General features: G+C 65.8%; 25 protein-coding genes. 12 read left to right on the forward strand and 13 right to left on the reverse strand.

Annotated elements, in window-relative coordinates:
• Positions 1–133: 133 nt before the first annotated feature.
• Positions 134–1,543 carry an aminotransferase-like domain-containing protein gene (locus ACR65K_RS15795; protein WP_440153919.1) on the reverse strand — a complete coding sequence of 470 codons (1,410 nt, stop codon included), beginning with the start codon at positions 1,541–1,543 and terminating at the stop codon, positions 134–136.
• Between ACR65K_RS15795 and ACR65K_RS15800 the strand changes: the two genes are divergently transcribed.
• Positions 1,542–2,468 (forward strand): DMT family transporter, encoded by a 927-nt coding sequence (locus ACR65K_RS15800; RefSeq protein ID WP_440153921.1) that lies wholly within the window; start codon positions 1,542–1,544, stop codon positions 2,466–2,468. The genes ACR65K_RS15795 and ACR65K_RS15800 overlap by 2 nt on opposite strands.
• A gap of 19 nt (positions 2,469–2,487) precedes the next feature.
• Positions 2,488–3,111 (forward strand): FMN-binding negative transcriptional regulator, encoded by a 624-nt coding sequence (locus tag ACR65K_RS15805; RefSeq protein WP_440153923.1) that lies wholly within the window; start codon positions 2,488–2,490, stop codon positions 3,109–3,111.
• 9 nt (positions 3,112–3,120) lie between these two features.
• Here the strand turns inward: ACR65K_RS15805 and rlmC are convergent, their stop codons facing one another.
• Complete coding sequence (gene rlmC, locus ACR65K_RS15810) at positions 3,121–4,248, reverse strand: 23S rRNA (uracil(747)-C(5))-methyltransferase RlmC (RefSeq protein WP_440153924.1); 1,128 nt, start codon at positions 4,246–4,248, stop codon at positions 3,121–3,123.
• Positions 4,249–4,453: 205 nt separating this feature from the next.
• Between rlmC and ACR65K_RS15815 the strand changes: the two genes are divergently transcribed.
• Positions 4,454–4,915 (forward strand): Lrp/AsnC family transcriptional regulator, encoded by a 462-nt coding sequence (locus ACR65K_RS15815; RefSeq protein ID WP_440153926.1) that lies wholly within the window; start codon positions 4,454–4,456, stop codon positions 4,913–4,915.
• Here ACR65K_RS15815 and ACR65K_RS15820 read toward each other — a convergent pair.
• A complete protein-coding gene (locus ACR65K_RS15820; protein WP_440153927.1) occupies positions 4,912–6,339 on the reverse strand; it encodes an aldehyde dehydrogenase family protein in 1,428 nt (475 codons plus the stop codon). The two genes, ACR65K_RS15815 and ACR65K_RS15820, sit on opposite strands and share 4 nt — an antisense overlap.
• Entirely contained in the window at positions 6,332–7,384 is a 1,053-nt protein-coding gene (locus tag ACR65K_RS15825) for a homoserine dehydrogenase (RefSeq protein WP_440153929.1), read from the reverse strand. Before ACR65K_RS15825 ends, ACR65K_RS15820 begins: the two co-directional genes overlap by 8 nt.
• 288 nt (positions 7,385–7,672) lie before the next feature.
• Between ACR65K_RS15825 and ACR65K_RS15830 the strand changes: the two genes are divergently transcribed.
• The gene (locus ACR65K_RS15830; protein ID WP_440153931.1) at positions 7,673–9,112 is read left to right on the forward strand and encodes an amino acid permease; all 1,440 of its coding nucleotides are present in this window, start codon (positions 7,673–7,675) and stop codon (positions 9,110–9,112) included.
• A 149-nt stretch (positions 9,113–9,261) separates the two neighbouring features.
• On the forward strand, positions 9,262–10,038 hold the full coding sequence (locus ACR65K_RS15835; protein WP_440153933.1) for an IclR family transcriptional regulator: 777 nt from the start codon (positions 9,262–9,264) through the stop codon (positions 10,036–10,038).
• Between the two features lie 11 nt (positions 10,039–10,049).
• Here ACR65K_RS15835 and ACR65K_RS15840 read toward each other — a convergent pair whose 3' ends face one another.
• Genes ACR65K_RS15840 through ACR65K_RS15850 form a run of 3 tightly spaced genes read right to left on the reverse strand, consistent with a single transcriptional unit; the run spans position 10,050 to position 12,052 of the window.
• Entirely contained in the window at positions 10,050–10,826 is a 777-nt protein-coding gene (locus ACR65K_RS15840) for an IclR family transcriptional regulator (protein ID WP_440153935.1), read from the reverse strand.
• 30 nt (positions 10,827–10,856) lie between these two features.
• Positions 10,857–11,606 (reverse strand): cyclase family protein, encoded by a 750-nt coding sequence (locus ACR65K_RS15845; RefSeq protein ID WP_440153937.1) that lies wholly within the window; start codon positions 11,604–11,606, stop codon positions 10,857–10,859.
• On the reverse strand, positions 11,603–12,052 hold the full coding sequence (locus tag ACR65K_RS15850; protein WP_440153939.1) for a hypothetical protein: 450 nt from the start codon (positions 12,050–12,052) through the stop codon (positions 11,603–11,605). The genes ACR65K_RS15845 and ACR65K_RS15850 overlap by 4 nt, the downstream gene beginning before the upstream one ends.
• 122 nt (positions 12,053–12,174) lie before the next feature.
• On the opposite strand from ACR65K_RS15850, the gene mmuM reads away from it, so the two are divergent.
• Both mmuM and ACR65K_RS15860 read left to right on the forward strand, forming a co-directional pair.
• Positions 12,175–13,125: a homocysteine S-methyltransferase gene (gene mmuM, locus ACR65K_RS15855; RefSeq protein WP_440153964.1), complete on the forward strand. Its 951-nt coding sequence runs from the start codon at positions 12,175–12,177 to the stop codon at positions 13,123–13,125.
• A gap of 72 nt (positions 13,126–13,197) precedes the next feature.
• Positions 13,198–13,548: a DUF3846 domain-containing protein gene (locus ACR65K_RS15860; RefSeq protein ID WP_440153940.1), complete on the forward strand. Its 351-nt coding sequence runs from the start codon at positions 13,198–13,200 to the stop codon at positions 13,546–13,548.
• A 136-nt stretch (positions 13,549–13,684) separates the two neighbouring features.
• Here the strand turns inward: ACR65K_RS15860 and ACR65K_RS15865 are convergent, their stop codons facing one another.
• Positions 13,685–14,236, reverse strand: coding sequence for a dihydrofolate reductase family protein (locus ACR65K_RS15865; RefSeq protein WP_440153942.1), 552 nt, complete (start codon positions 14,234–14,236; stop codon positions 13,685–13,687).
• A 224-nt stretch (positions 14,237–14,460) separates the two neighbouring features.
• Here ACR65K_RS15865 and ACR65K_RS15870 point away from each other — a divergent pair, with 224 nt between their 5' ends.
• Entirely contained in the window at positions 14,461–14,838 is a 378-nt protein-coding gene (locus tag ACR65K_RS15870) for a hypothetical protein (RefSeq protein ID WP_440153944.1), read from the forward strand.
• Between the two features lie 30 nt (positions 14,839–14,868).
• Here ACR65K_RS15870 and ACR65K_RS15875 read toward each other — a convergent pair whose 3' ends face one another.
• Positions 14,869–17,058, reverse strand: a complete 2,190-nt coding sequence (locus tag ACR65K_RS15875; RefSeq protein WP_440153945.1) for a putative bifunctional diguanylate cyclase/phosphodiesterase — start codon at positions 17,056–17,058, stop codon at positions 14,869–14,871.
• A 145-nt stretch (positions 17,059–17,203) separates the two neighbouring features.
• The gene (locus ACR65K_RS15880; RefSeq protein ID WP_056332502.1) at positions 17,204–17,473 is read right to left on the reverse strand and encodes a GlsB/YeaQ/YmgE family stress response membrane protein; all 270 of its coding nucleotides are present in this window, start codon (positions 17,471–17,473) and stop codon (positions 17,204–17,206) included.
• Positions 17,474–17,791: 318 nt separating this feature from the next.
• Between ACR65K_RS15880 and ACR65K_RS15885 the strand changes: the two genes are divergently transcribed.
• Complete coding sequence (locus ACR65K_RS15885; protein ID WP_440153947.1) at positions 17,792–18,655, forward strand: HAD hydrolase family protein; 864 nt, start codon at positions 17,792–17,794, stop codon at positions 18,653–18,655.
• Positions 18,656–18,658: 3 nt separating this feature from the next.
• Here ACR65K_RS15885 and ACR65K_RS15890 read toward each other — a convergent pair whose 3' ends face one another.
• Together ACR65K_RS15890 and ACR65K_RS15895 are read right to left on the reverse strand one after the other, a co-directional pair.
• On the reverse strand, positions 18,659–20,029 hold the full coding sequence (locus ACR65K_RS15890; RefSeq protein ID WP_440153948.1) for a UDP-glucose dehydrogenase family protein: 1,371 nt from the start codon (positions 20,027–20,029) through the stop codon (positions 18,659–18,661).
• On the reverse strand, positions 20,026–21,180 hold the full coding sequence (locus ACR65K_RS15895; RefSeq protein WP_440153950.1) for a glycosyltransferase family 4 protein: 1,155 nt from the start codon (positions 21,178–21,180) through the stop codon (positions 20,026–20,028). The genes ACR65K_RS15890 and ACR65K_RS15895 overlap by 4 nt, the downstream gene beginning before the upstream one ends.
• A gap of 258 nt (positions 21,181–21,438) precedes the next feature.
• On the opposite strand from ACR65K_RS15895, the gene ACR65K_RS15900 reads away from it, so the two are divergent.
• Together ACR65K_RS15900 and ACR65K_RS15905 are read left to right on the forward strand one after the other, a co-directional pair.
• The gene (locus ACR65K_RS15900) at positions 21,439–22,311 is read left to right on the forward strand and encodes a DUF2382 domain-containing protein (protein WP_440153951.1); all 873 of its coding nucleotides are present in this window, start codon (positions 21,439–21,441) and stop codon (positions 22,309–22,311) included.
• 439 nt (positions 22,312–22,750) lie between these two features.
• Complete coding sequence (locus tag ACR65K_RS15905; RefSeq protein WP_440153952.1) at positions 22,751–24,067, forward strand: cell division protein PerM; 1,317 nt, start codon at positions 22,751–22,753, stop codon at positions 24,065–24,067.
• Positions 24,068–24,070: 3 nt separating this feature from the next.
• Here the strand turns inward: ACR65K_RS15905 and ACR65K_RS15910 are convergent, their stop codons facing one another.
• Positions 24,071–24,502 carry a hypothetical protein gene (locus tag ACR65K_RS15910; protein WP_440153954.1) on the reverse strand — a complete coding sequence of 144 codons (432 nt, stop codon included), beginning with the start codon at positions 24,500–24,502 and terminating at the stop codon, positions 24,071–24,073.
• Between the two features lie 39 nt (positions 24,503–24,541).
• Between ACR65K_RS15910 and purN the strand changes: the two genes are divergently transcribed.
• Positions 24,542–25,123 (forward strand): phosphoribosylglycinamide formyltransferase, encoded by a 582-nt coding sequence (gene purN, locus ACR65K_RS15915; protein ID WP_440153956.1) that lies wholly within the window; start codon positions 24,542–24,544, stop codon positions 25,121–25,123.
• Positions 25,124–25,245 lie beyond the last annotated feature (122 nt).

Here is a 25,245-nt window from a genome sequence, read left to right on the forward strand (position 1 = left end):
AGCTTCCGGTTTGCCCTGCGCGCCATGACCGGATTGCGTTACTTATCGGAACTTTCCGGTCAGCCCTCCCCGAAGAGAAGGGCACCCGCTCCCGCGGAGGCGCAAAAGTCGCGCATTTACGGCACCGTGGGCCTCAGCCCTGCCGCGCCAGCGCCTCGCCGATCACGCGTGCACCCTCCGGGTAGGCGCCCGGATTCGGGCCCGAGTAGTTGAGCCGGATGAAGGCGCCGGCGGGTTCGGCCGGGAACCACTCCGTGCCCGCGGCGATAATCACCCCGGCGTCCTCACAGTCACGCACCAGGCGCGTAAGGTCCGTGGCATCGGGCAGGCGCAGCCACAGGTTCAGTCCGCCCTTGGGCAGGGCGTCGATGTGCGCCTGGGGAACGTGTTCGCGGATGCTGGCCGCCAGGAGGTCCCGGCGCGCCTGGAGCTGCTGGCGGAGGCTTCGCAGGTGCGTTTGCCACCCGGGCTGCGTCACCACGTCCAGCGCGGCGGCCTGCAGGAGCCCGCTGACGTACATCGACTCGGCGGCGCGCTGGCCCAGGATGCGTTCCCGCGCCGGTCCGCGGACAACCACGGCAGCAATCCGGATGGCGGTGGAAACACTTTTGGTCAGGGACCTGATGTACACCACATGCCCGGAATCGTCGCGGGTGGCCAGCGGAACAGGATCCGAGGTGATGCCGAAATCGTGGGCCCAGTCGTCCTCCACCAGGAAGGCGCCATGCCGGCGGACCACATCCAGGATCCCGTCGCCCCGGCCCGCCGCCCACTGCGCCCCGGTGGGGTTGGAATAGTTGGGCTGCACGTAGAAGGCACGGGCACCGGTCTCGGCGAAGGCGCGGTCCACGTCCGCGGGGTCCGGCCCGTCAGGACCGGTGGGCACCGGAACCAGCCGCACCCCGGTCTGGGCGGCGGCGAGGATGGCGCCCCAGTACGACGGCGACTCAATAAGCAGCGGCTGTCCCGCGCCCACCAGCGCCCGGAAGATGGAGCTGAGGCCGCTTTGGCTTCCGGGCAGCACCACCACGTCGTTCGGGGTGGGAGGCGTGACCCCCACCGGAGTGGCCAGTCCCAGTTCCTGCGCGAACCATTGCTGCAGCTCGGGCATGCCGGCGGCCGGCGGCCGTGACAGTGCAGCGTCACCACGGGCAGCGCGCGTCAGCGCGGCGCGGACCAGGCGCTCCGGCAGCAGCTCACGGTCCGGGTAGCCGGAATGGAACCAGATGGCATCGCCGGGAACGTTGCGCATGGTGCCCGACGACGACGGCAGCGGGGACGACGGCGACCTCAGCGCAGCCGTTTGCCAGCCATAGTCCGAGGGGCGTGCCGTGCGGACCGCACGGACAAAGGTCCCAACGCCCGGCCGGCTTTCGACCAGCCCCTGGGCCGTCAGCACCTGCAGCGCCTTCTGCACGGTCACGGGGCTGGCCTGGTACTCGGCCACGAGCTGGCGGGTGGACGGCAGTTGGGCTCCCGGAGCCGCGCCGGCGATCCATTGCCGGAGTGCCGCAACGATCCGCGAACTGCTATCGTTATTCATGAAAGATCATAGTAGCGCTACTGTGCTGAATGACCCAGTGATACTGCCGCCAAAGGCCACCGGAATCTGGTGGGGCCTGCTGGGCGTGGCGGCCTTCTCCTTTACCGTCCCGTTCACCCGCGTGGCCGTCGCAGGCATCCCGCCACTGTTCATCGGCTCCGGCCGGGCCGTCGTGGCCGCTGTTCTCGCGGCCGCAGCACTCGCCATCACCCGCCAGCGGCTGCCGCAACCGAGCATCTGGCCGCGCCTGGCGCTCGTGGCCGGCGGCGTCGTCGTCGGCTTTCCGCTGCTGACGTCCTACGCGCTCACCGCGGTGCCGGCAGGGCACGGGGCCGTGGTGATCGCCCTCCTGCCGGCCGCCACTGCCACGGTGGCGGTCCTGCGCTCCGGCGAGCGGCCGCCGGCCGTCTTCTGGGCGGTGATGGCGCTCGGCTCGCTGGCGGCGATCTCATTTGCCTTCCTGCAGTCCGGCGGTGTGGGGCACCTGCACTGGGCCGACCTCCTGCTGCTCGGCGCCGTGGCCTGCGCCGCGGTGGGGTATGCGGAAGGCGGCCTGCTGGCACGCCAGCTCGGCTCCTGGCAGACCATCGCCTGGGCCCTGGTCCTTGCCGCCCCGGCCATGCTGGTCCTGGCCGTGCTCTCCGTCCTGGACCAGCCGCCGTCGGCCACCCCCGTCCAGTGGGCGGCCTTCGCCTACCTCGCGCTGGTAAGCATGTTCCTGGGCTTCTTCGCCTGGTACCGCGGCCTGGCCATCGGGCCCATGGCACAGGTCAGCCAGATCCAGCTGCTCCAGCCGGTCCTCAGCATCGGCTGGGCCGCGCTCCTGCTGGGGGAAGCGCTCACCTGGACCACCGTGATCGGCGCCCTTGCCGTCATCCTCTGCGCCGCTGCGGCCGTCCGCGTCCGCCTCAAACCAGCCCTCTGACCTCCTGAAAGGACTCCCAATGTACATTCCCGCCCACTTCGCCGCAGACCCCCAGGCCGTCCAAAACCTCCTTGCGGCGCCCGGCGCGGCCAACCTGGTCACCATGACGGACCAGGGCCTGCTGGCAACACTGCTGCCTTTCGCCTTCAACCCGGCGGTGGGGGAGCACGGCGCGCTGCAGGCCCACATGGCACGGAACAACCCGCAGTGGTCCACCGCGCCAACCGGTGAGGCACTGGCCATCATCCAGAGGCCGGACGACTACGTCTCGCCGTCGTGGTACGCCTCCAAGGCCGAGCACGGCCGCGTGGTCCCCACCTGGAACTACAGCACGGCACATGTGTACGGGCAGCTGGTGGTCCATGACGACGCCGCCTGGCTGGCCGGGCACGTCCGGCACCTGACCGGCCTGCACGAGGACCGCCGGGCGGAACCCTGGACCGTGGACGATGCGCCGGAGAAGTTCATTGCCGGGCAGCTGCGGGCGATCGTCGGCGTGGAACTGGTGATCACCCGGATCGAGGCGAAGGAAAAACTGAGCCAGAACCGCTCCGACGCCGACGCGAAAGGAGTGGCTGCGGGACTCCGGGCCGGCGGGCGTGAAGCCGCCGCGGCCGCCGTCGAACGCGTCCGCGGCAGGTAAGCCGGGAACCTACGCGGCCCGTTCCAGCAGCACCATCACCTCGTAGTGCGTGGTCTGCGGGAACATGTCCAGGACCCGGGCGCGCCGGGCGGTGAACGACGGGAGGGCGGCCAGGTCTCGGGCCAGGGACTGTGCGTTGCAGCTGGAGTACACCACGTGCTGCACGTCCGAGGATTCCAGCCAGCCGCACAGCTCCTTCCCGATGCCGCGCCGCGGCGGGTTCACGATCACCAGGTCCGGCGACTGCCTGCTGGCAAGGGCAAACGCGGTGGCGTCGCCGGCCTGGAAGTCCATCCCCTGCAGGCCGGCCTCGTCACTGCTGATGCGGGCAGACACGATCGCCTCGCTGCTGGTTTCAATGCCGGTGACGGTGCGGGACGGGGCGGCGCTGTGCAGGGCGAACCCGCCCACGCCGCAGTACAGGTCCCACACCGAGGCCGGCGCCAGTTCGTTGACCCACTCGCGCCCCTGGCGGTACAGCGCCGCGGCCATGTCGGTGTTGGTCTGGAAGAAGCTTTGCGGGCGCAGGTGCAGGTTGACGTCGTTGACCCGCATGTTCAGGGTGGACTGCCGGGTCAGCAGGATTTCCCGGTCGCCTTCCAGCACGGCTTTGTGTTCCGGGTGCAGGTTGACGGAGACCACCTTCACCTGCGGCAGTGCGGCCAGCAGTTCCGGGAGGTGCTTCCGGATGCGCGGCACCGTTTGGTCCGAGCGCAGGACCAGCCGGAGCATGACCTCCCCGTCCGGTGATTCGGTGATGATCACGTGCTTGAGCTCGCCGGTCCGGCCCGGAACGTCATAGGGCGTCAGGCGGACCCGGCGGATGAAATTGGCCAGCACGGGGAAGCAGGCCAGCAGGCCGGGGGAGCAGACGCCGCACTTGCGCAGGTCAACGCCATGGCCGTCGGCGTCGAGGATCCCGATGGTGGGGTTCTGGGCGGTTCCGCCAATCACCATTTTGGCCTTATTGCGGAAGCCGGACTCCTGGCTCGCCACCGGCGGAAGCCATTCGAGTTCGGTGTGGCCGGACAGGAGGGTCTGGCAGTGCAGCTGCTTGCCGGCCAGCTGCTCGCCGTAGGGCCTGCCCATGTGGGTGCAGGAGCGGCAGGTGCCGGCATCAAAGTAGGAACAGCGCATGACCGGACAAGTTTACCCGGTGCGCCATCCCGGCCACGACGTGAAGGTCCGACGACGGCACCCGGCCAGGTGCCGCCGTCGCCCATTTCATGGCGGGTCAGCGGACGCGCTGACCTGGTGCCGAAGTATCATCTCCTAGTGCTTTCGTTCTGGAGCCGGGCCGACTCGTGTCTGCTGTTGAAATCTCATGCGGTGAAGGGTGGACATGGAGCGGGCGAGTCTTGACCGGATCGATCAGAGCATCCTTGCGGAGCTGACCCGCAACGCCAGGATCAGCCACGCGGAGCTGGCAGCGAAGGTGCTTCTGTCCCGCAACGCCGTGCGGCAGCGGATCGACCGCATGGAACGGCAGGGGTATATCCAGGGCTACACGGTGGTCACCGGTACGCCCGGTCAAGGACCCGTCTCGGCCTTCCTGATGGTCTACCGGAAGGACAGGGTGCGCGGATCCGATGTGATATCCCTGCTGCAATCGATCCCGGAAGTGGTCCTCTGCGATGTTGTCAGCGGCGACTTCGACCTGCTGGTCCGGGTGGAAGCCCGTTCCCTGGAGCGCATCCAGGAAATCTGGGAACAGATTGCTGCCGCTCCCGGAGTGACGGACACGGTGACGGCCATGACACTGTCCAACTACGTCCGGCGGGGCACGGCAGTCCAGCCCACCTAGACCCCGCCGTCCCGGCGCTTGATGCAGACAACCTTCGGCTGGGTCATCTCCTCGTAGGCGAACCGCACACCTTCGCGGCCCATGCTGCCGTACTTGGACCCACCGAACGGCATGCCGTCGACGCGGTAATCCGAGGAATCGTTGATCATCACGCCACCTGCATCGATGCGGCCGGCAGCCTCCACTGCAGTCCCAAGGGAGCGCGTGAAGATTCCCGCATGCAGGCTGAAGTCCACCGCATTCGCCAGGTCCACCGCCTCGTCAAAGGTGCTGAACGGCTGCAGCAGCACCACTGGTCCAAAGACTTCTTCGGCCCAGAGCCTGCTCCCCAAGGGAACGTTCTCCAGCACCGTAGGCTCCAGGACATTGCCGTTCCGGATATTGCCGGCCAGGACCACGGCACCTGCGCTGACGGCCGCATCAATTTTGGCCTGGAGGTGTTCCACCGCTGCCGACGTGATCATCGGACCCACATCGGTGCTTTCCGCTGCAGGATCGCCCGCCACCAGCCGGGACGTTTCGTCGAGGAACCGCCGGCGGAACTCCGAGTACACGGTCTCGGCGACGAGGAGACGCTGTGCTCCCACACAATTCTGGCCGGCGGCCCAAAAGGCGCCGGAGACGCAGGCTTCCACGGCGGCAGCAATGTCGGCGTCGTCCATCACGATCACCGGTGCATTGCCGCCCAGATCCATGGACAGCTTCTTCAGCCCAGCTGTCCGGGCGATGGCCTCACCGGTCGAAAACCCGCCGGTGAAGGACACCATCCGTATGTCACGGTTCCTGACGATCGCCTCCGCAACGTCCCTGCCTCCATGGACAACCGTGAGCACTCCGTGCGGCAGGCCCGCTTCGGTGAGGACGTCCGCCAGCATTTGGGCGGACAGGGGAGTCAATGCCGACGGCTTGAGGATCACGGCGTTTCCTCCCGCGATGGCCGGGCCCACCTTATGCGCCACCAGGTTCAGGGGGTCGTTGTAGGGCGTAATGGCCGCGATGATGCCCAATGGCTCGCGGGAGTACCAGCCAATGCGGTCTTCCGATCCCTCATAGGAGTCAAAAGGAATGGTTTCTCCTGCATTCCGGCGTGCTTCTGCTGCCGACAGGCGCAGGGTGTTGACCGCCCGCAGCACTTCCTTGCGTGCCTGCCGGATGGTCTTGCCGCTTTCAGCGGAGATGGTCCCGGCAAAATCCTCCGCCCGCGCGTCCATCAGCATGGCAGCCGAGTCCAGGAGCTTCCCGCGGGCGTGGCGGGACATTCCCCTGGCCTGCACGGCCCCAGCCCGGGCGGTCTCGAAGACCGTTTCCATGGCCTCCGGTGCGGTCAGTGCCACCGCTCCCACCACCCGGCCATCGAAGGGGCTCTGTACGTCACCGACAGCGGGCCGCGCCTTTTCAAGTGGCGCAAGTGTCGATTCACGCATGTGCAGTCACCTGGTTCCTGGCACCGTGCATGGCGATGATGTCCGAAAGCAGGGCATAAGCGGTCTCCACCCGTCCGGCCCCGGGGCCGGAAACCGTTACCGGGCCGAGGAGGTCGGTGTTGAAGGACACAGCGTTGTTCGCTCCGGAAACTCCCGCGAGCCCGTGGTCAAGGGGGAGTGCTGCGGGGGCAACGCCGGCGCTTACTGTCCCGTCCGGGTTTCGCCGCGCAGAGCCCACCAGCTTCCACCGCCGGCCCTGGCTGGCAGCCCTGGTGAGGTCTTCGGGGGTCAGCGCGGAGATGCCCTGGCGCTGCACATCGGCAAGGGTGAGGTCCGCGCCTAGGAGTTCATTCGCCAGGATCAGGACCTTGAGCTGGACGTCGTAGCCTTCGATGTCAGCGGTGGGATCCGCCTCTGCGTACCCCCGCTGCTGGGCTTCGCGCACTGACTCGTCAAAGCTGAGGCCTTCTTCCATCCGGCCCAGAACGTAGTTGCTGGTGCCGTTGAGGATGCCCTCGAACCCGTTGAGGGCCAGGCCTGGAAGCAGTTGCTTCGCAAAACGGAGCACGGGGGTTCCGCTCATCACCGCGCCCTCGAATTCGAAACCCAGGCCGTTTCTCCGGGCAAGCTCCGCCAGTTCCGCGCCATGCAATGCAACTGGGCCCTTGTTGGTGGTGCAGACGCTCTTCCCTGATTCCAGGGCCCAGCGGACGTGGGAGGCTGCGGGCTCACCGTCCCCGGGGTTGGTGAAGGTTGCTTCGCAAATGATGTCGGCAGGGCAGGTCCGAATGACACGCTCGTTGTCCGGCTCTGCGGACCCCCCGCATGCCGCGAAGGTCTCCACACCCGGATCGAGCCGGCAGGCTGCGTCCAGGTCGATTCCCCCGGCCTGCACCAGCGAGCCGAGGCGAAGGTCCGTAATGGCCACCACCCGCAGGCCGAAACCCAGTTTGCGGCTGAGCTCATCCCCGCGGGTGGCGATCAATTCAGCAAGTGTCCTGTTGACGCCGCCGAAACCGATCAGCGCGATGTCGTACGTGGTCATGGTGCTCCTTCAATCCGTTCAGTTGGTGCTCCCATCGTGGCCCCACCAGCTGTCCGCCAGGACATGTCCAAATGCCCAAACGGGAAGGCAGAACGACCATTGGCCTGCCGGTTCGACATGTCAGTGTCACGTAGTAAACGTGCAACATTTGCATCTTCGTATGACTTTCATGACTAAAACGGCGCTTTTGTGTTACTTTCGTCACTGTCGACGCACTCATAGCCCCTTTCGGACAGGCAGGCGACATGCGGCCGCCCTTCCGACCCTTCCCCCACCTGGAGGCATCCCTTGGAATCTTCGACCCCCCTGACCCTCAAGCCAGAACCTGGCGCTCCGCCTTCCGGAGAACCGGGACTCCACCGCTCCATGGGCCCCAGGCATCTGGTCATGATCGCCATGGGCGGAGTGATAGGTTCCGGCTTGTTCCTCAGCTCGGGCTACACCATTTCGCAGGCAGGGCCACTCGGCGCCGTCCTTGCCTACCTCGTCGGCGCCTTTGTGGTCTACCTGGTGATGGCCTGCCTTGGTGAGCTCGCCATCGCGTACCCCGTCTCGGGCGCATTCCACATCTATGCTGCCCGGTCCATCGGGCCGGCCACCGGCTTCGCAACCGCCTGGCTTTATTGGCTGTGCTGGGCAGTGGCCATCGGGTCGGAATTCACCGCCTCGGGCCTGCTGATGCAGCGGTGGTTCCCCGGCGTTGACGTGTGGGTGTGGTGTCTCGTTTTTGCCGCCACGCTGTTCGGTTTGAACGCCGTTTCGTCCAGGTTCTTTGGCGAGTCGGAGTTCTGGTTTGCCATCATCAAGGTCGCGGCGATCATGGCGCTCATCGTCCTTGGCGGTGCAGCCCTGCTGGGCTTCCATCCGCTCAGCGAAGGCGGCAGCCATCCCTTCCTCTTTGAGAATTTCAATACTGAGGGAGGCCTGTTTCCCAACGGATTCACCGGCGTTCTGATTACCGCGCTCGCCGTCTTTTACGCCTTTTCCGGATCTGAACTGATCGGTGTGGCGGCCGGGGAAACCAAGGATCCCGCCACGAGCATTCCCAAAGCGATGCGAAGCACCGTCATCCGCCTGCTGGTGTTCTTCGTCGGGGCCATCGCTGTCATTGCCGCCACTATTCCGTACCAGGAAGTAGGGCTTGACGAGAGCCCGTTTGTGACGGTGTTTACGGCCACCGGTGTTCCTTTCGCTGCTGACCTGATGAACTTTGTCATCATCACGGCGCTGCTGTCCGCCGGCAACAGTGGATTGTTTTCCTGTGCGAGGATGCTCTATTCCCTTGCCAATGAAGGCCACGCGCCGCAGGTGCTCAAGAAGCTGACGCGGCGGGGTATCCCCATGACCGCACTGTCGGTGAGCATGCTCGGCGGGCTGGCATCCCTCATCAGCAGCGTGGTGGCTCCTGAAACGGTCTACCTGGCATTGGTGTCGGTGGCGGGCTTCGCAGTGGTGGGTGTGTGGATGTCCATCACCGCTTCGCACTTCTTCCACCGGCGTTCATTCATCAGGAACGGCGGGAACGTGGCTGCACTGGCCTACAAAGCCCCGTTCTTTCCGGTGGTGCCCATCCTGGCATTTACCCTCTGCGTCATCTCACTCGTCGGCATAGCTTTTGACCCCAACCAGGTCGCGGCCCTGTACTTCGGTATTCCTTTCGTTGCGGCCTGCTACGGCTACTTCCACTTCAGGTACGGGCGGAAGCGCTCTGCCGTCGTGCCTGCCTAGGACGTGAACCACAGCTGAGGCCCGGCGCAGACGCGTAAAGCGTCTGCGCCGGGCCATGGCTGCATCCGGGGCGCGGAGAAGCGTGTGGCATCAGGGGAACCCCTCACGTGTGAAGATAGACCGGTTGACGGTGGGAAGGAGCAGCAAGGGTGGACGAAACTGCCCCGGAGGCGTCGTCACTGGCGCAGGGACTGCGGATTGTGCGCCTGGTGGTTGACAGGGAAAAGACCGGCAAGCAGCTCCTGGGCGTTTCCCAGCTGGCAGCTGAGCTGGACATGGACCAGAGCCGGGTATCCCGCCTCACCCAGGAACTGTGCGACCTTGGCCTCCTGGAGCGGCCGGAACGCGGTCCGTTCCGGGTCGGGAGGAGCTTCTTCGGCCTTGCGGCCACGCTCAATACGGGCTGGATACAGCACGCCGGGGCTGAACTGGAGAGCCTGGTGGCCGCCACCGGTCTGCGCTCCCGTGTGTCCGTCCGGGACGGTTACCGCGTCATTTTGCTGCTGGCATCGAGCAACGATTCACGTGCAGGCAGCTTTGTCCAGCCCGGCATGGTGACGCCGGCTTGGTGCACGGGATCCGGACGGGCCTTGCTGTGGGACCACAAGCAGCGCGCTTTCGAGGCATTGCTTTCCGACGTGAATTTCATCGGCGTTGGTGGTCCCGGTGCCGCCCACTCCATCCCCGAGGCCTGGGAGTTGATGGTCCGGGACAAAGCCGAGGGCTATGTTGCAGCCGTGGAGGAATTTGAACACGGCATTGTCGAAGTTGCTGTCCCCATCCGCGATCCCCAGGGTGGAATCGTTGCTTCGCTCAGTGTTCTTGGAAGCCGCGCGGAGATGGGTTCCCAGGCCCGGGAACTGGCCGATGTCCTCGCCGGGGCCGCGGCCAGGCTGGGGGCTGCACGGCCCACCCCCGAAGGGTAGCGGGCCGCAGCCTAGGGCTGGTTGTTGGGGGACGGGCAGCCCAGCATGGCTTCAAGCCACTTCCCCTGCGTTGCCAACGCCTTGGCATGGTCAGCCTGGCGGGGCTCAAGCCGGCTTTTCGGGCCCACGATCTGCAGGGCGGCCACCACGTCGCCCCTGAAGTCCCGCACGGGAACGGCCAGCGAATACAGGCCAGGTTCAGCTTCCTCATCAACCACGGAATAGCCGCGCCGCCTCGCCGCCTCCAGGCGCGCCAGGAAGTCCTCGACGTCGGCCGGTGTGTTGGGGCCGTGCTTCACGAAAGGGACCTGCGCAAAGACCTTACGCACCTGCGCCTCGGAGGCCTCCCAGAAGAGTGCCTGGCCGGCGTCGCTGCAGTAGGCAGGGTAGGGCCGGCCCAGCCATGAGCCCACCATTTTGCTGGTTGCGGGGATACTTTCGCCCACCGTAACGGTGCTGTCCCCGCTGAGGACACCCAGGAAGCATCCTTCACCAGTCTCGCTTGAGAGCCGCTCCAACGCGGCCGCACCGTCGGTGTGCAGGCGGCGCCGGGTCAACAGGTGGGCATCGGTCAGCACGCTCCAGTCCAGGGCAAAAGTGCGTTGCGCTGTTCGGCGCAGGAACCCTTCCTGCTCTGCGGTCCGCAGGCTCCGGGACACCTGGCTGCGGTCCTTGCCCAGGTCGGCGGCAATTTCGGCCACGGTGCCGCCGGGGAGGCCGTGGGCGTGGCGCTCCCCGGCAGCCAGAACCGCCGTGATTCCCCGTCCCATGCTTGTAGTCCTCGACATGGTCCGAGTCTAAATGACTGTTGCCTGCCGTCAGGAGATGGCAAAGACGCGGGCGGGAAAGCCGCTTCCCTGAAGCGGTTTGGCCCAACTGGCCACAATTACGGCTCCTGCCTCCGGAAGGCCGGTGAGATCCGCCAGCAGTTCGATCTGCCAGCGGTCCTGGGCGAGGATGTAGGTTTCGAGGCCGAAATCCCCGTTGGAGGTTGCCAGGCCGGGATCTGTATCCGTCTGCTCGTGCCCGATGACGGAAATTGAGCGTTCCTCGACGAGGAAGGACAGAACTTCCCGTGACCAGCCGGGCGTGTGGCTGACGCCGTAAGCATCCCGGTTGGCCATGGCCTCGCTGTCCGGCCAGTGCCGGCTCCAACCGGTCCTCAGCGCTACAAAGGAAGCGGCCGGAATCCTGCCATTCCGCTCCTCCCAGTCCCGGACATGGTCCAGGCTGGGTGTGGCGTCCGGGTTGCCGGCAACGTCCTTGGTGATGTCCAGGACCACCAGCGGCAGGATCATGTCCTCGACTGGAATGCAGTCCAGGGTGCGGCCGCCCCGGATGAAATGTGATGGCGGGTCCACGTGTGTTCCCCATTGGCCAACGATGGAGTACCTGTGCGCCGTGAAGCCGTCGCCTTTGTCGAGATCGAAAAGCGCTTCCCGGGTTTCGTTTGGAAAGGCGGGAAAGTGCGGCTGGCCGGGATGAAAAGCGTGGGTGAGGTCGGTGAACTGCCGTCCTTCCAACACGGACTGCAGGGCCGGCCAGAGGCCGGTGGCGGTGTTAATCATGAGGCAGCCGCTCCGGAACGGTCTTTGGCGCGCAGGCCCCCGGCCACGCTCACCGGCCCGGTTACCTCGATGACCGGCAACTCCCAAGGGTGGATGTCCACTAACTCCTTGATGAACTGTTCCACCACATGGTCCTCAAGGGCGGCGTCAAAGTACGTGGTGAACACGAAGGTGGGCGAAACCGTGTGTTCCCCCACCGCGCCCAGTGTGGGTACGGCGCCCTCGCCGCAGGTGAACCCTTCCAGGCCAACGCCCGACTCAAAAACGTGCTTGTAGTTCCCAAAGTCGCCGAGCTCGCGGAACTGCTCCACGGCATGCAGGAGCGCGGCCAGACCCGGGTCCTGCCGGAGAGCGGAGACCTCCCCGGCCGCTATCCGTGTGAAGGTTTCTGTGCTGATGGGCCAGTGCACCCGAAGCTTGCGGACTGTATTCAGCTGCACACTCACGTGTGGTCCTCCTATATGGCTCGTAGATGCCTGTCATCGTGGCACACAGTGATGTTCATTACAAGCATGAGAAATTGTTTATAATGATTATTGTCAACGCAGTTATCCAGTTCGGAGTCGGCATGCCCAGCAACGCACCCCTGTCCAGCCTCCTTTCACAGGAAAGGCCCCTGGTCTCCGACGGCGCCCTTGCAACGGAGCTGGAGGCCCGCGGCTGCAACCTGGCAGACCCCCTGTGGTCTGCCAAAGTGCTGCTGGAACAGCCCGACCTCATCCGGGACGTTCACCGGGACTACTTCGCGGCGGGTGCCAACATCGCTACCACCGCCAGCTATCAGGCCACGCCCCAGGGTTTTGCAGCGCGGGGGATTGGTGGCCGGGAAGCCCTGGAACTGATTGCCCTGTCCGTCCAGCTGGCGGCTGAAGCGCGCCAGGAGCACCTGGCCGGGCATCCCGATGCCGGGCCGCTGCTGGTCGCCGGTTCCGTGGGACCCTATGGCGCCTACCTCGCTGATGGTTCCGAATACCGCGGTGACTACGTGCTCAGCCCGGCGGAGTTCAAGGACTTCCATGCGCCCCGGATCGCCGCTTTGGTCAACGCCGGCGTCGACCTCCTGGCCTTTGAAACACTGCCTTCCTTCGCCGAAGCCGAAGCCCTGCTGGCACTCAGCCGGGAACACGGCGTCGACACCTGGTTCTCCTTTTCACTGCGCGACGGCGGGCACATCAGCGACGGAACTCCGCTTGCCGACGTGGCCCGGCTCCTTGACGGCCAGGCGCACGTCGCCGCAGTGGGCGTGAACTGCGTCCCGCTCAACCTCGTCACGCCGGCGCTCGCAGCACTGCGGGAGCACACGGAAAAGCCGCTGGTGGCCTACCCCAACTCGGGGGAGACCTACGATCCGGGGACAAAGACGTGGAGCCAGGACCTGACCGCGGCAGCAGGCGCCCCCGCCAGCCTTGGCTCAGCCGCCCCTGAGTGGAGGAAGCTTGGTGCCCGGATCGTGGGTGGCTGCTGCCGGACCACACCCCGCGACATTGCCGCGTTGACCCGGCCGGCGGGCAACGCCTAGCTTCACGTCATTGCGCCGGTCCAGGGAACACGGACGGATCCACAGGTGTTAAAACCTATGGAGAAACGAACCATGGACAACAGAACTTACACAGCACTTGTAGTACCGGCCGGCAATTCCGAACCGATCCGCATCGAGCAGGTGCCCGCGGACCTGCAGGCCCTGGAAGCCTTGGTGGATGGGCCTCTGGAGTCGGTGATCCGCGGCGACTGGCATGTCTACCTGAACGCCGAAAGCGTCACCATGCTCCTGCCGGTCAACGTCCGCGCCGGGCAGCTGATGCACGAATGCGGTCTGGACCTTGACGGGATCCGCGGCACTGCCGTCTTCCTTGGCCGCGGCGAACACGGGGCTGAAGCGGACATCCCGGAACATCTGGCCCGGCTCGCGGAGGAGCTTTTCGGGGCACCGCTGGCCGCGTAGGTCCGCGTACCTCCGGTGTGGCCTTCCGTCGTGGGGCACATTGAATGGGAAACGGGCCGTGCACGCCCTGAGCTCCGGCGCGTCCGTGTCAATGTGCCCCAATTCGGAGCGGCCGTCGCAGCAGGCCGTGCAAAACCTAGTCCCCGCGGACCCCATACGTGCTCAGCACGTTGCCCTTGCTGGTGGTGGACTGGTCCTGCAGCACCAGCCGGGTCAGTGGGTCGCCGTCCTGGAACAGCTTGCGGCCGCTGCCGGCAATGACCGGATGGGTCATCAACTGCAGCGAGTCCAGCAGCCCGGCGAAGAGCAGTTGCCGCACCACGGAGATGCTTCCGCACACGGCGATCTCGCCGCCGTCGCGCTCCTTCAAGCCGGCCACGAACTCTTCCAGCGGTGCGTCCATCAGCTGCGAATTTTGCCATTCCAGCGGCCCGGTGAGGGTGCGGGAGGCAACGAACTTCTCCACCGGGTTGATGAACGCGGCGAAGTCCTGGTCAGTCGAGGCGTCCGGCCAATAATCGGCCCACTCCTGGTAGCTGACGCGGCCCAGGACCACGGTATCCACGGTGTCCATCATCCTGGTCAGGCCCGCGCCAAGTTCCTCGTCGAAGCTGTCGAACTGGAACTTGAAAGGTTCGGACACCACCCCGTCCACGGAGTGGAACAGGCCGGCAGTGACTTTGCGCATGGGAACCTCCAGTTTTTTGGGCGGACAGGCATTACGGTATTCGCGCAAGGCTGTTCCGGGAAGGGCGCGGGCAGGGCCTTTTTGGCCAGGGAATCCTTAAGACGGCGGGTGGTTGCGTTAGCTTCATCACTCGCCGTGTCGTCTTGCGCAGTTTCATGCCGGCCGGGCCCCATACTTGTCTTTGAGCGGCTTTTGCCGTCCCCCGGCCAGGCAGGAGGAAGTGCATGGAAACCCTGAAAAAAGTCGTGACCAACCAGTATTTTCCTGCCGGCGCCGTACTGACGGCCGTGGTGCTGTTCTGGGTCGTGGGCATGCTCGGCGGACTGTCACTGCTCAACAACAACCAGCCGCCGCTTACCACCCTGACCTGGATGCTGTTCGTCTACGGCGCTGCGGTTCTGACCCCCCTCGCAGGGCTGCTGGCCGCCATCGATCTGGTCCGGCGCTGGCGCCGTAACCGGGGCGCCGCACCTGCCGTGGAGGCCAACCTTGCCTCCGGGGCTGGGGAAGCGTCGCAGCCTGAAGCTTCCCCTGCGCAACCCGCCGTTTCCCAGCAGGCGCCGGCCAAGCCGCAGCGTTCCGGTCGGCAGGAAGCAGCCTAGGCGAAGCAGCCCAGGTTGCGGGCGCAGTGCCTAGCGCCCCTTCAAAGCGTTCAGCGCCTCCTCTGCGTGGTGCAGGGCCTGGCCGAGCCGGTCGCCGGGCTCCGGCAGTGAGAACAAATAACCCTGCAGCGAATCGCACTCCAGCGCCGCCAGGTAATCTGCCTGTGCCACCGTCTCGATCCCTTCCGCAGTGACTGTCAGTCCCAGGCTGTGGGCCATGTTGATCATGGAGCTGAGAATGGGCAGGCGTTCGTTGCCGGTCCGCACCATCGACACGAACGACTTGTCGATCTTCACCGTGTCCACCGGCAGGTCCTGCAACCGGCCCAGCGAGGAGTAGCCCGTGCCGAAATCATCCAGCGCCACCCTGGCCCCGGCGTCGCGGAGCGTGCTGAGCTGCCGGATCAAGCTGCAGTCGGCGTCGAAGAATACGCTCTCTGTAACTTCCATGACCAGCTGGTAGGGGGCCACGCCGCTGGCCTTCGCCAGCCTCAGGACGGACTCGGCGAAGTCCGGTTCCTGAAGCTGGACGCCGGAGACGTTGACGGCCAGGGAACGCGAGGGATCCTCGCTGAGCCAACGTGCCAACTGCACCATCCCGGAAGCCATCACTTCGGCCCCGATTTCACTGATCAGCCCCGTGCGCTCGGCCAACGGGATAAAGATCGACGGCGGCACCCGCTCGCCATCGCGGTCCCACCTGGCCAGCGCCTCCAGTTGGACCACCTGCCCCATGCGCTGCGAAACGATGGGCTGGAAGTCCACGGTGATTTCGCCGCGCGGTACGGCCAGCCGCAGCCCGCTTTCCATGTGCGTGCGCTGCACCAAAGCCTGCATCATGTCCGGATGGAAGCGCAGGAACCGGTTCTTCCCTGCCGCCTTGGCTGCATACATCGCGATGTCCGCGTGCCGCAGCAGCTCCGACGGCCCAACGCTGTCCTGTCCCAGGGAGGCGAGGCCCAGGCTCAGGCTGGGCCGCAGGACGCTGCCGTTGATGGTCACCGGAACGTGAAGGCAGCGCACGATGCACGCCGCGATGGCGTCGGCGTCCGGGCACGCCGTCAGGAGGACCACGAACTCGTCCCCGCCCAGCCGTGCAACAACGTCTGCCGTTGGGACGCAGCCGCGGAGCCGGCGTGCCACTTCGATGAGCATGTCATCGCCCGCCTGGTGGCCAAGGATGTCATTGACCTCCTTGAAGTCGTCCAGGTCAAGGAGCAGGACGTCCACCGTCTTCAGCCGGGGTTCCAGCAGTGCTTCGGCCAGGGCGTCGTTGAACACGGCCCTGTTCGCGAGTCCGGTCAGCGGGTCCTGGAACGCCATGGCCCGCAGCTTTTCAGCCTGGACGGCCAGGTCCATCATGGCCCGGTGCGCCTGCTCCTGCGCTTTCCGCCGCGGCGTGACATCGCGGAAGCTCCAAACCCGGCCGACGATCTTTTCCCCCACCCGCTGGGGGCGGGAATACCGTTCATAGGTACGGCCGTCCCTGAACTCAACCACGTCATGGCTTTGGGCGGCCGGGTCCTGCTGGAGTTCCCCCAGCCGGGCCGTGAAGGCCACAGGATCTGCCACCTGCTCCACGACGAGCTGCATGACCGGTTCTTCGCTGTCCGCTTCCATAAGTTCCGGCCGGATGCCCCACATGGTCAGGAATTGTTCGTTGAAGCCTGCAACCCTGCCGTCGTTGCCCATCACCAGGATGCCGTCGGCAGTGGATTCAAGGGTGGCCGTCAGCAAGGACATCGCCTCCCGCAGGCCATCGTCCGCCGCCTTGCGGTGAGCCGTGCCGCGGGCTGAAAGCAGCAGGCGCGCTTCGGATTGCGCAATCATTTCTCCTGCATGCCCCGCCGGTCCAGGCTCCCCACGAGTGTCGGCCGCGGCTCGCTGGGGAAGGAGTGCGGCCGCAACCTCGATGGGGATCTCGGCACCGTCCTGGCGCAGCCCCATGATCTCGCGCGGCCGCGGATACTCTTCCGGCTCTGCAAGGAGTTGGTGGAACAACAGGCCCACCTCGTCACGGAAGCCCTCCGCGATCAGTTGGCGGTGGTCCCTGCCGGTAAGGGCCTCCTCCGCCAAGCCGAAGAGCCTCGCTGCTGCCGGGTTGGCCGCAAGAATGATTCCCTCTGTAGTCAGTGCCAGCAGCGCGTCCGGACTCGCGTCCATGACAACACCGAAAGTTTGTAATGCCACATTCTTGGCACGGCCCATAAAACTGGTCATCACACCACCCCTTCGCCATCATAAAGGCCATCCACGGGAATTGGATGCGTACGGGGAGCCGCAAATTTGCCACGTTGGACGTAAAAAGCGCCGTCCTCCTTTTGCGGAGTCCGGCGCTTCTTACTTAATTATTTATGTGCTGCGGCTACACCCGGCGGCCGCTGCGGTTGGTGACTGCTCCGTAGATCAGGAGAACGATGATGGAGCCGAGGATGGCCAGCAGCCACGTCCTGAGATCGAAGAATTCGGCCAGTCCACCGCCAAAGATGAGCGATCCGATCCAACCGCCCAGGATGGCTCCGACTACGCCGAGGACCAGGGTCACTACCCAGCCGCCGCCTTGGCGACCTGGCAGGATGGCCTTCGCAATGGCTCCAGCAATCAGGCCCAAAATGAGAAATCCGATAATGCCCATGTTGCCACTCCTTGTCAGTAAGTTGTGCCGGGCCCCCATTTCCGGTTCCATCATTCAATCAGCAGGCTTACTACTGTGCAAGACTTTGAATATCACAGGATGACTGTCAGTTTCGCGGCAGGAATGCGGATCTTTTATCCATGACGGTGTTGGAGATCCTTGATTTCCCGGTGGCCGGCTTGGTTCATGCTCATAAATCGCGCATTTCGGTGTGCGCCGCGGCTTCGTTGCCCATGCGGACCGCAGCTTGGCTACCGGGCCGACGCCGTGTTCCGCGGATAGGATGGCAAGTCCCGGATCAGACCAAGGAGCGCAGGCATGCCCAGCCAGACCGCCAGGCCCCGTGCCATCTTTCTCGACATCGACGGAACGTACGCCGACCATGGACTCGCTCCGGCAGCGCACGTGGATGCGGTGCGGACTGCCCGGAAACTCGGACACCTTGTCTTTGTCTGTACCGGCCGCCCACTGTCCATGGTCCCTACGCACATCCTGGACGCGGGATTTGACGGCACCATTACCGGGGCCGGTGCCCGCGTAGAGGTCAACGGGGAGATCCTGAAGGACGCCCGTTTTGAACCGGAACTGGCGGCACGCATTGTGGAGGCCCTGGATGCGCACCACGCCGCCTACATCCTGGAAGCCCCGGAGGCCCTGTACGGCCGGATCGGGGTGGACCGGCGGCTGAGGGAGGTGCTGGGCCCCGTCTTCGCAGGCCGTCCACAGCACGACGGAGTTCTTAGCACGGACGTGGATCCGCTCGAGGACATACTGGGGCCGATGCAGTACGGAGATGACCTCCGCAACACCTCCTACGCCAAGGTCTCCTGCTTCGATTCACCGGTACCCTTGACCCACCTGATGGAATCCTTCGGCCCGAACGTGGGGCTGATCCCCAGCTCCCTGTCAGCCCTGGGTGACCGCGCGGGGGAGATCTTCATGGCCGGCACCCACAAGGCGGTGGGCATCCAGGCCGTGGAAGCCCGGCTCGGCCTGGACAGGGCGGACATCGTTGCCATCGGCGACAGCGCAAATGACATTGAAATGCTTGAGTACGCAGCCGTGGGCATCGCCGTGGAGGGCGGCCATCCCGCCGTTCTTGCCGTGGCGGACAGGATCACCGCCCCACCCGCGGGCAACGGCGTTGCGCTGGCCTTCGCCGAACTCGGGCTCCTGGGCTAGACCTCAGCGTGCGGCGGCTGCTGCCTTCAAAACGCCGGCGGGGGTGCCGAGGCCCCGCACTGCCCAGCCTTCTTCCTGCCACGCCGCTGCATCCAGCACGTTCCGCGCATCCAGGACCACCCGCCGTCGTACCTGCTGGCCGGCGACGGCGGGACAGAGCTGCCGGTACTCGTCCCATTCGGTGAGGAGCAGCACCAGTTCGGCGCCCTGGAGCGCCTTCCCAATGGAGGCCTCGAAGCGGAGGCGCGGGTAGCGGCGCCAGGCAAGGTTCACCGCTTTGGGGTCCGTGACGGTGACGTGGGCCCCGACAGCTGCCAGCCTGTCCGCCACGTCCAGTGCCGGGGAGTCCCGGATGTCATCGGTGTCGGGCTTGAAGGACGCGCCCAGCACGGTGATTGCGCGCCCGGCCAACGATCCGCCGCACAACTCCGTGGCGAGGCTGACCGTGCGCTCACGCTGGCCGAGGTTGACCCCATCAACCAGGCGCATCCAGTCCTGCACCGCGGGCACGCCGAGTGTGGCCGCCTGGGCGCTGAAGCTGCGGATGTCCTTTGGCAGGCAGCCGCCGCCAAAGCCGAGTCCCGCATGCAGATACCGGCTGCCGATCCTCGGGTCCAGCCCCATCGCCTCGCTGAGCTCCGTCACGTCCGCGCCCGCGGCATCACACAGCCCGGCCACGGCATTGATGAAGCTGATCTTGGTGGCAAGGTACGCATTCGCAGCCGACTTGATGAGCTCCGCCGTGGCGAAGCTGCAGACCAGGCGGGGGATCCCGGCTGCCAGCAGCGGTTCGTAGACCGCATCCAGCGCTGCCGCGACCCCCAGCGGCGCACCCGTTGCCGCGTTGAAGGCAGCAGGCCGGCCGCCTTCCACGCCATAGACCAGCCGGTCCGGCACCAGCGAGTCCTTGACGGCGGTGCCCTGCCGCAGGAACTCGGGGTTCCAGCCCAGCAGTACGTCGGGGCGCGGCGCCAGGATGCCGCGGAGCATGTCCACCGTTCCAACGGGCACAGTGGATTTGCCCACGACGACGGCGCCCGCAGCCAGGTGCGGCAGCAGGGTTTCGAGGGCGGAGATCAGGAACGTGAGGTCGGCGCGGTCGGATGTTTTGTCCTGTGGGGTCCCCACGCAGAGGAAATGCACTTGGGCGTCCCTGGCGGCCTCCGGATTGGTGGCGAACGTCAGCCTCCCCGTGGCATGCCCGTCCTGGAGAAGCTCGTCCAGCCCGGGCTCGTGGAAGGGGGCCACTCCCTGTGCCAGGTGCTGTACCTTCCCGGGGTCGACGTCGATGCCCACCACCTCGTGGCCCATTGCTGCAAGGGTTGCCGCGTGGACGGCTCCCAGGTACCCACACCCGATTACTGAAATCCTCATGACGCTGCTCCTGCCCTGGACATCTTCTGCGGGGATGCCGGAACCGCCGCCAGGACGTCCCGGTAGTGCTGCACCAGCTCCTTGCACAGCACCGGCCACGTCCTGTCCTGTACTGAGGCGGGGGCGGCGGCCGCGAACGCCCGGCGCTTGGCGTCGTCGCCCACCAGGTCCTGCACCCTGGCGCGCATCGCTGACAGGTCGCCCGGTTCGTAAAGCCACCCGGTCCGCGAATTCTCCACCAGGTCCAAGGGCCCGCCACGCCCCGTGGCCACCACCGGAACCCCCGATGCCATAGCCTCCTGGATGGTCTGGCAAAAAGTCTCGAACTCGCCCGGGTGGACGAACAGGTCAAGCGAAGCCACCGCCCGCGCCAGCTCCTCGCCGCCCAGGAACCCGGTGAATACGGCGCGGGGGAGTGCAGTCTCCAGCGCTGTGCGCTGCGGTCCGTCGCCCACGATCACCAACCTGGTGTTGGGCATGCCGGACAAGGCGGCCAGGTCCTCCACCTGTTTTTCCACCGCCAGCCTGCCCACGTAGCCAATGATCCGTTCACCGTTGGGGGCCACCGCGGCCCGCCATCCGTCGTCGCGCTTTTCCGGGGAAAACCGTGCGGTGTCCACACCCCGCCGCCACATTCGCACCCGCGGGATGCCCCGGCCGCGCAACTGGTTCAGCGCGAACGTGGAGGGCACCAGCGTGCGTGTTGCCAGTAAGTGGATGTTCTCCACCCGGTTCCAGGCCCAGTTCTCCAGGAATGGAACACCGTACCGGGCGGCGTAGCCGGGGACCTCGGTCTGGTAGACGGCCACGGTGGGAATTCCCAGTTGGCTGGCCGCCTGGGCGGCGCGCCAGCCCAGCACGAACGGCGAGGCAAGATGCACTACCTCGGGCGCGTACTCGGCAAGGATTCGCTTGACCCGGTACACCCCTCCCAGCGCCACCCGCACGTTCGTATAGCCCGCCAGCGGAACCGACGGGAGCCTGTGTACCTCGGCGCCTTTGACCTCGGCTGCCTCCCCGTCGTGGGCGGAAGGTGCAATGACCAGGACCTCGTCGCCCCGCTCCTGGAGATGGTCCAGGACCCGCAGGATGGAGTGGGTGACACCGTTCATCAACGGCAAAAAAGATTCGGCAACAATTGCGATCCGCACTCCTCAACCGTGGGCGCCTTCCTTGAAATGGCGGGGGAGAAAGCGTTACCCGAAGGAAAAGGCCGGATGAACAACTGCCCCTGGGTTTCAAATTATTTAGTAAGTAGGCTTGGCATCTGATGCTAAGCATGCTTACGGTAGTGGGGCAGTCAGCGCAAAGCCTCAAGCAGCCGGGGCGGAAGCCAGACGTCGGGGACAACCCGCGCCAGGACATCCAATGCTGGCAGACCCAGTGCAAAGACACATCCAAGGAGAGTCATGCTCAACAGGGAAAATCTTGAAAACCTGCTCACCAAGGGCGGCAACGTCGTCGGTTCCGATGGCACCAAGATCGGTTCGATCGGACAGTTGTACGCAGATGACGACACGGGTGAGCCCACATGGGTCACGGTCAAGACCGGCCTTTTCGGCACCTCGGAGTCCTTCATTCCGGTTGAGGGTGCACACAACCAGGGCGAAGACCTGGTGGTGCCCTACAGCAAGGAACACGTCAAGGACGCCCCCCGCGTGGACGCAGACGGCCACCTCACCCCCGAGGAAGAGGACCGGCTGTACACGTACTACGACCGTGGCGCACGGACCTACACCGAGGCCCGCACCGGCACTGACAGGGACGTTGACCTGCAGGGCGACGCCGACCTGAACGCCGGCACCCCCACCGCCGGGCTTGGGGCGGGCCGCGACACGAGCGACCGCGACACGTACGACCGCGACACGGATGCCCGGGGAACGGTTGGCCACGACACTTCCGGCCCCACCACGGACGACGCCATGACACGGTCCGAGGAGAAGCTGCACGTGGGCAAGGAACGTGAAGCCACCGGCCGGGCACGGCTGCGCAAATACGTCACCACCGAGAACGTCACCAAGACCATCCCGGTGGAACGCGAAGAAGTCCGGATTGAGCGTGAGCCCATCACGGACGCCAACCGCGGTGCCGCATTCGACGGACCTGCCATCAGCGAGGAAGAGCACGAAGTGGTCCTCCACGAGGAGCGCCCCGTCGTTGAGAAGGAAGCCGTCCCGGTGGAGCGGGTCCGGCTGGACAAGGACGTTGTCCGCGACGATGTCACGGTCAACGAGGAAGTCCGCAAGGAGAACATCGAAACAGACGGCGATCACCGCCGCTGACCGGCGCGGGGGCTTCGGCCCCCGCCCCGCGGGCGGGCTGGTTGGACCAGCCGCCCTGACACGGTGAACGGCGCCGGGAGCTACCTTGGGGGCTCCCGGCGCCGCAGTCGTTTAAAACGCTGGTGCAGCCACGCCGAGGGCGCTGACTGCACCAGCCAGTAGGACGAATATCTTCAGAACTTACGGTTCATCTTTCATTCGCGGCTCCTGTTTTCCCGGTTTACGGAATCCGGGTTTTTGGCTGGCGCCGGATCAAAGGCGGCGGCCAGCAGAAATCGCAGTACGCCCTCGGCGGGTCTTCTGGTGTTGGTTGCTACCAATTTTACGGCCGGGGTTCGGAAAAAGCGCTGGCCTGCCGGTCATTTGATTGTTCATCCATGGCCACGTGGAGCCTGTCGTTCGCCGGTAGAGCCCACCCGGCGTGACACCATGGAACACGATGAAACTGCGCGCTGACCAGACCGGAGACCGTGGCCTTCCCATGCCTGTATGGCTGCAGGGCGGCCTTGAGACGGCGCAGGCAGCCATCATTTCGGCGCTGGTGGTGGTGGCGCCCATTGTCGCCGTCTGGGCCACTGCCGGTTTCCAGAACGGTCAATTCGAGGTCCTGGCACGGCTGGCCGGCCAGTCCTGGCTGCTGGTCCATGGCGTGCCCCTGGAGCTGGCGGGAGCGGGACCGGAGGGGGCTTCGCACGGGGGAACCGGTGTCCTGAGCCTCATCCCGCTGGGCCTGACCCTGATTCCGTTCCTCCTGGCCTGGCGTGCAGGCCGCCGGCTGGCCCGGGCCTCCTATACAGACCAGCTGTGGCAGGCGCTTTTGGGATCGTGGGTGGTCTACGGGGCGTTCGGCGCAGCCACCGGATTCGTCTGCCGCAATGCCGACGTCGTCATCAACCTCTGGTACGCCCTGCTGGTTCCCCTGGTTCCGTATGCGCTGGGCATGGTGATTGGGGCCCGCAGGGAGGCAGGCTCCTGGAGCCGGCTCATCGGCGTCGATGCCGTGGACTGGATTTCGCGCACCAGCCAGCATTCCCGCTGGGCGGGTTCGTACTTTGCATCCGCGGCGAAGGCAGGGTTCGTGGCCGTGATGTCCGCGCTTGCCCTGGCCGCAGCGCTGCTGGCAGTAGACCTGTTCATCCACTGGAACCTTGTGGTGTCCGTCTATGAAGCGCTCGACGCCGGCCCGGTGGGAGGTGCCGCCCTCACCATCGCGCAGCTCGGCTTCCTGCCCAACCTTGTGGTCTTTGCCCTCGCCTGGACGTCCGGCGCCGGTTTCGCCATGGGTGTCGGTACCCAGGTGGGTCCGTTGGGCACCGCCGTGGGGCCGCTTCCGTCCGTCCCCGTCCTGGCGGCCATCCCGTCGGGGCCACTGGACTACGCCTTGGTGGCCATGATCGTTCCGGTGCTGGCCGGCGTCATGGCGGGATGGTGGTTCCTGCGGGAGGGGGAGAACCATTTTGACGAGTGGCTGGCCATCAAGATCCACGCCCGCTGGTTCACCGCGGCTGTCTCCACCCTGGCGCTTGGCGTGCTGGCCGGCCTGGCCGCGGGGCTGCTGACCGTGTGCCTGGCCTGGCTTGCCAGGGGATCAGCCGGTGTGGGCCGCCTGACCGCCATCGGACCTGACCCTCTCTGGACGGGACTGTGGGTGGCCGCCGAGGTGGCTGCCGGCGTCGTGATCGGCTACGCGGCCGGACCATGGCTGGAACGCGAGACAACCGCGCCCGTGGAACAGGACGCCGAGCTGGTGCACTAGGGGTCAGCGCACCTTGGTGGGCAGGACGTCCTGGAACTGCACCATGCAAGCGTGGGTGGCCCGGTCCGTCAGGGCGCGGCCAAGGCAGGCCTGGTACTCCCGCACCTGGTCAAAGAGGACCATGGTGGTGACAATCAGCAGCACCATGACGGCCGCAACCACCAGGCCCGAGATGGTGCCGAAGAGAACCAGCTTGGATTCCTTCAGCCGGAGTGCCCGCACCAGCAGGACAATTCCCAGGACCAGGCCCGCGGCGGTGAGCACCGTGGTCAGCCACAGGTAGCCCACATCCAGCTGGTACACAAAGAACGCGCCGAGCACCGAAACCACGAACATCCGGAACAGGGTGTGGGTCTTGGCGAGGGACGCTTTTGCCGCCTCGCTGCGCGGGGGCCTGACCTGCTGCTGCCCGCTCCGGCCCGGTTCGCTGTTCATGTTTTCCAGCGTACGCGAGCCTGCACCTAAGCTGGACCAATGCGTATCGTCGTCCTCGTTTCCGGCACCGGGTCCAATCTCCAGGCAGTTATCGACGCCGTCAAAGCGGGCGAACTTCCCGTGGAGATCGCGGCGGTGGGTGCGGACCGCGAAGGAACATACGGCGTCGAACGGTCAGCTGCGGCAGGCATCCCCACGTTCGTGGTGGACTTCAAGGCCTACCCCGACCGTGCCGACTGGAATGCCGCCCTCACCGAGGCCGTGTCCGGCTACAAACCGGACGTGGTGGTGTCCTCAGGGTTCATGCGGATTGTCAGCCCAAGCTTCATCGACGCGTTCAACGGCAGGTACCTGAACACGCACCCGGCGCTGCTGCCGGCATTCCCCGGTGCCCACGGCGTGCGGGACGCGCTGGCGTACGGGGTGAAAGTTACCGGCTGCACCGTCCACTGGGCGGACGCGGGCGTGGACACCGGGCCCATCATTGCCCAGGAAGCCGTGGCCATCCAGGACGCGGACACCGAGGAGTCCCTGCACGAGCGCATCAAAGTGGTGGAGCGCCGGCTACTGGTCTCCACCCTGGCCGCCCTCGCCGCCGACCCTTCGTTCTCCCCCTCCTAGCTCCCAGCCCGCCACCCCTCCCTTCCCCAACTAGGTAGCGCTAAGTGACCCTTCTATAGTTCGTCAAACCGTGCAGGGGTCCAGTTTTGCCGCGTTGAGGGTTCGGTAGATGCGCCGGGCGA

The sequence above is a fragment of the Arthrobacter sp. SAFR-179 genome (genome assembly GCF_059414945.1).

What these genes read in the sequence shown, in the direction of transcription:
- ACR65K_RS15800 (WP_440153921.1), top strand. Translation starts at nt 1,542, where the DNA reads ATGAAAGATCATAGTAGCGCTACTGTGCTGAATGACCCAGTGATACTG.
- ACR65K_RS15795 (WP_440153919.1), bottom strand. Translation starts at nt 1,543, where the DNA reads ATGAATAACGATAGCAGTTCGCGGATCGTTGCGGCACTCCGGCAATGG.
- ACR65K_RS15805 (WP_440153923.1), top strand. Translation starts at nt 2,488, where the DNA reads ATGTACATTCCCGCCCACTTCGCCGCAGACCCCCAGGCCGTCCAAAAC.
- rlmC (WP_440153924.1), bottom strand. Translation starts at nt 4,248, where the DNA reads ATGCGCTGTTCCTACTTTGATGCCGGCACCTGCCGCTCCTGCACCCAC.
- ACR65K_RS15815 (WP_440153926.1), top strand. Translation starts at nt 4,454, where the DNA reads ATGGAGCGGGCGAGTCTTGACCGGATCGATCAGAGCATCCTTGCGGAG.
- ACR65K_RS15820 (WP_440153927.1), bottom strand. Translation starts at nt 6,339, where the DNA reads ATGCGTGAATCGACACTTGCGCCACTTGAAAAGGCGCGGCCCGCTGTC.
- ACR65K_RS15825 (WP_440153929.1), bottom strand. Translation starts at nt 7,384, where the DNA reads ATGACCACGTACGACATCGCGCTGATCGGTTTCGGCGGCGTCAACAGG.
- ACR65K_RS15840 (WP_440153935.1), bottom strand. Translation starts at nt 10,826, where the DNA reads ATGTCGAGGACTACAAGCATGGGACGGGGAATCACGGCGGTTCTGGCT.
- ACR65K_RS15845 (WP_440153937.1), bottom strand. Translation starts at nt 11,606, where the DNA reads ATGATTAACACCGCCACCGGCCTCTGGCCGGCCCTGCAGTCCGTGTTG.
- mmuM (WP_440153964.1), top strand. Translation starts at nt 12,175, where the DNA reads ATGCCCAGCAACGCACCCCTGTCCAGCCTCCTTTCACAGGAAAGGCCC.
- ACR65K_RS15860 (WP_440153940.1), top strand. Translation starts at nt 13,198, where the DNA reads ATGGACAACAGAACTTACACAGCACTTGTAGTACCGGCCGGCAATTCC.
- ACR65K_RS15865 (WP_440153942.1), bottom strand. Translation starts at nt 14,236, where the DNA reads ATGCGCAAAGTCACTGCCGGCCTGTTCCACTCCGTGGACGGGGTGGTG.
- ACR65K_RS15870 (WP_440153944.1), top strand. Translation starts at nt 14,461, where the DNA reads ATGGAAACCCTGAAAAAAGTCGTGACCAACCAGTATTTTCCTGCCGGC.
- ACR65K_RS15875 (WP_440153945.1), bottom strand. Translation starts at nt 17,058, where the DNA reads ATGACCAGTTTTATGGGCCGTGCCAAGAATGTGGCATTACAAACTTTC.
- ACR65K_RS15880 (WP_056332502.1), bottom strand. Translation starts at nt 17,473, where the DNA reads ATGGGCATTATCGGATTTCTCATTTTGGGCCTGATTGCTGGAGCCATT.
- ACR65K_RS15885 (WP_440153947.1), top strand. Translation starts at nt 17,792, where the DNA reads ATGCCCAGCCAGACCGCCAGGCCCCGTGCCATCTTTCTCGACATCGAC.
- ACR65K_RS15890 (WP_440153948.1), bottom strand. Translation starts at nt 20,029, where the DNA reads ATGAGGATTTCAGTAATCGGGTGTGGGTACCTGGGAGCCGTCCACGCG.
- ACR65K_RS15900 (WP_440153951.1), top strand. Translation starts at nt 21,439, where the DNA reads ATGCTCAACAGGGAAAATCTTGAAAACCTGCTCACCAAGGGCGGCAAC.
- ACR65K_RS15905 (WP_440153952.1), top strand. Translation starts at nt 22,751, where the DNA reads ATGAAACTGCGCGCTGACCAGACCGGAGACCGTGGCCTTCCCATGCCT.
- ACR65K_RS15910 (WP_440153954.1), bottom strand. Translation starts at nt 24,502, where the DNA reads ATGAACAGCGAACCGGGCCGGAGCGGGCAGCAGCAGGTCAGGCCCCCG.
- purN (WP_440153956.1), top strand. Translation starts at nt 24,542, where the DNA reads ATGCGTATCGTCGTCCTCGTTTCCGGCACCGGGTCCAATCTCCAGGCA.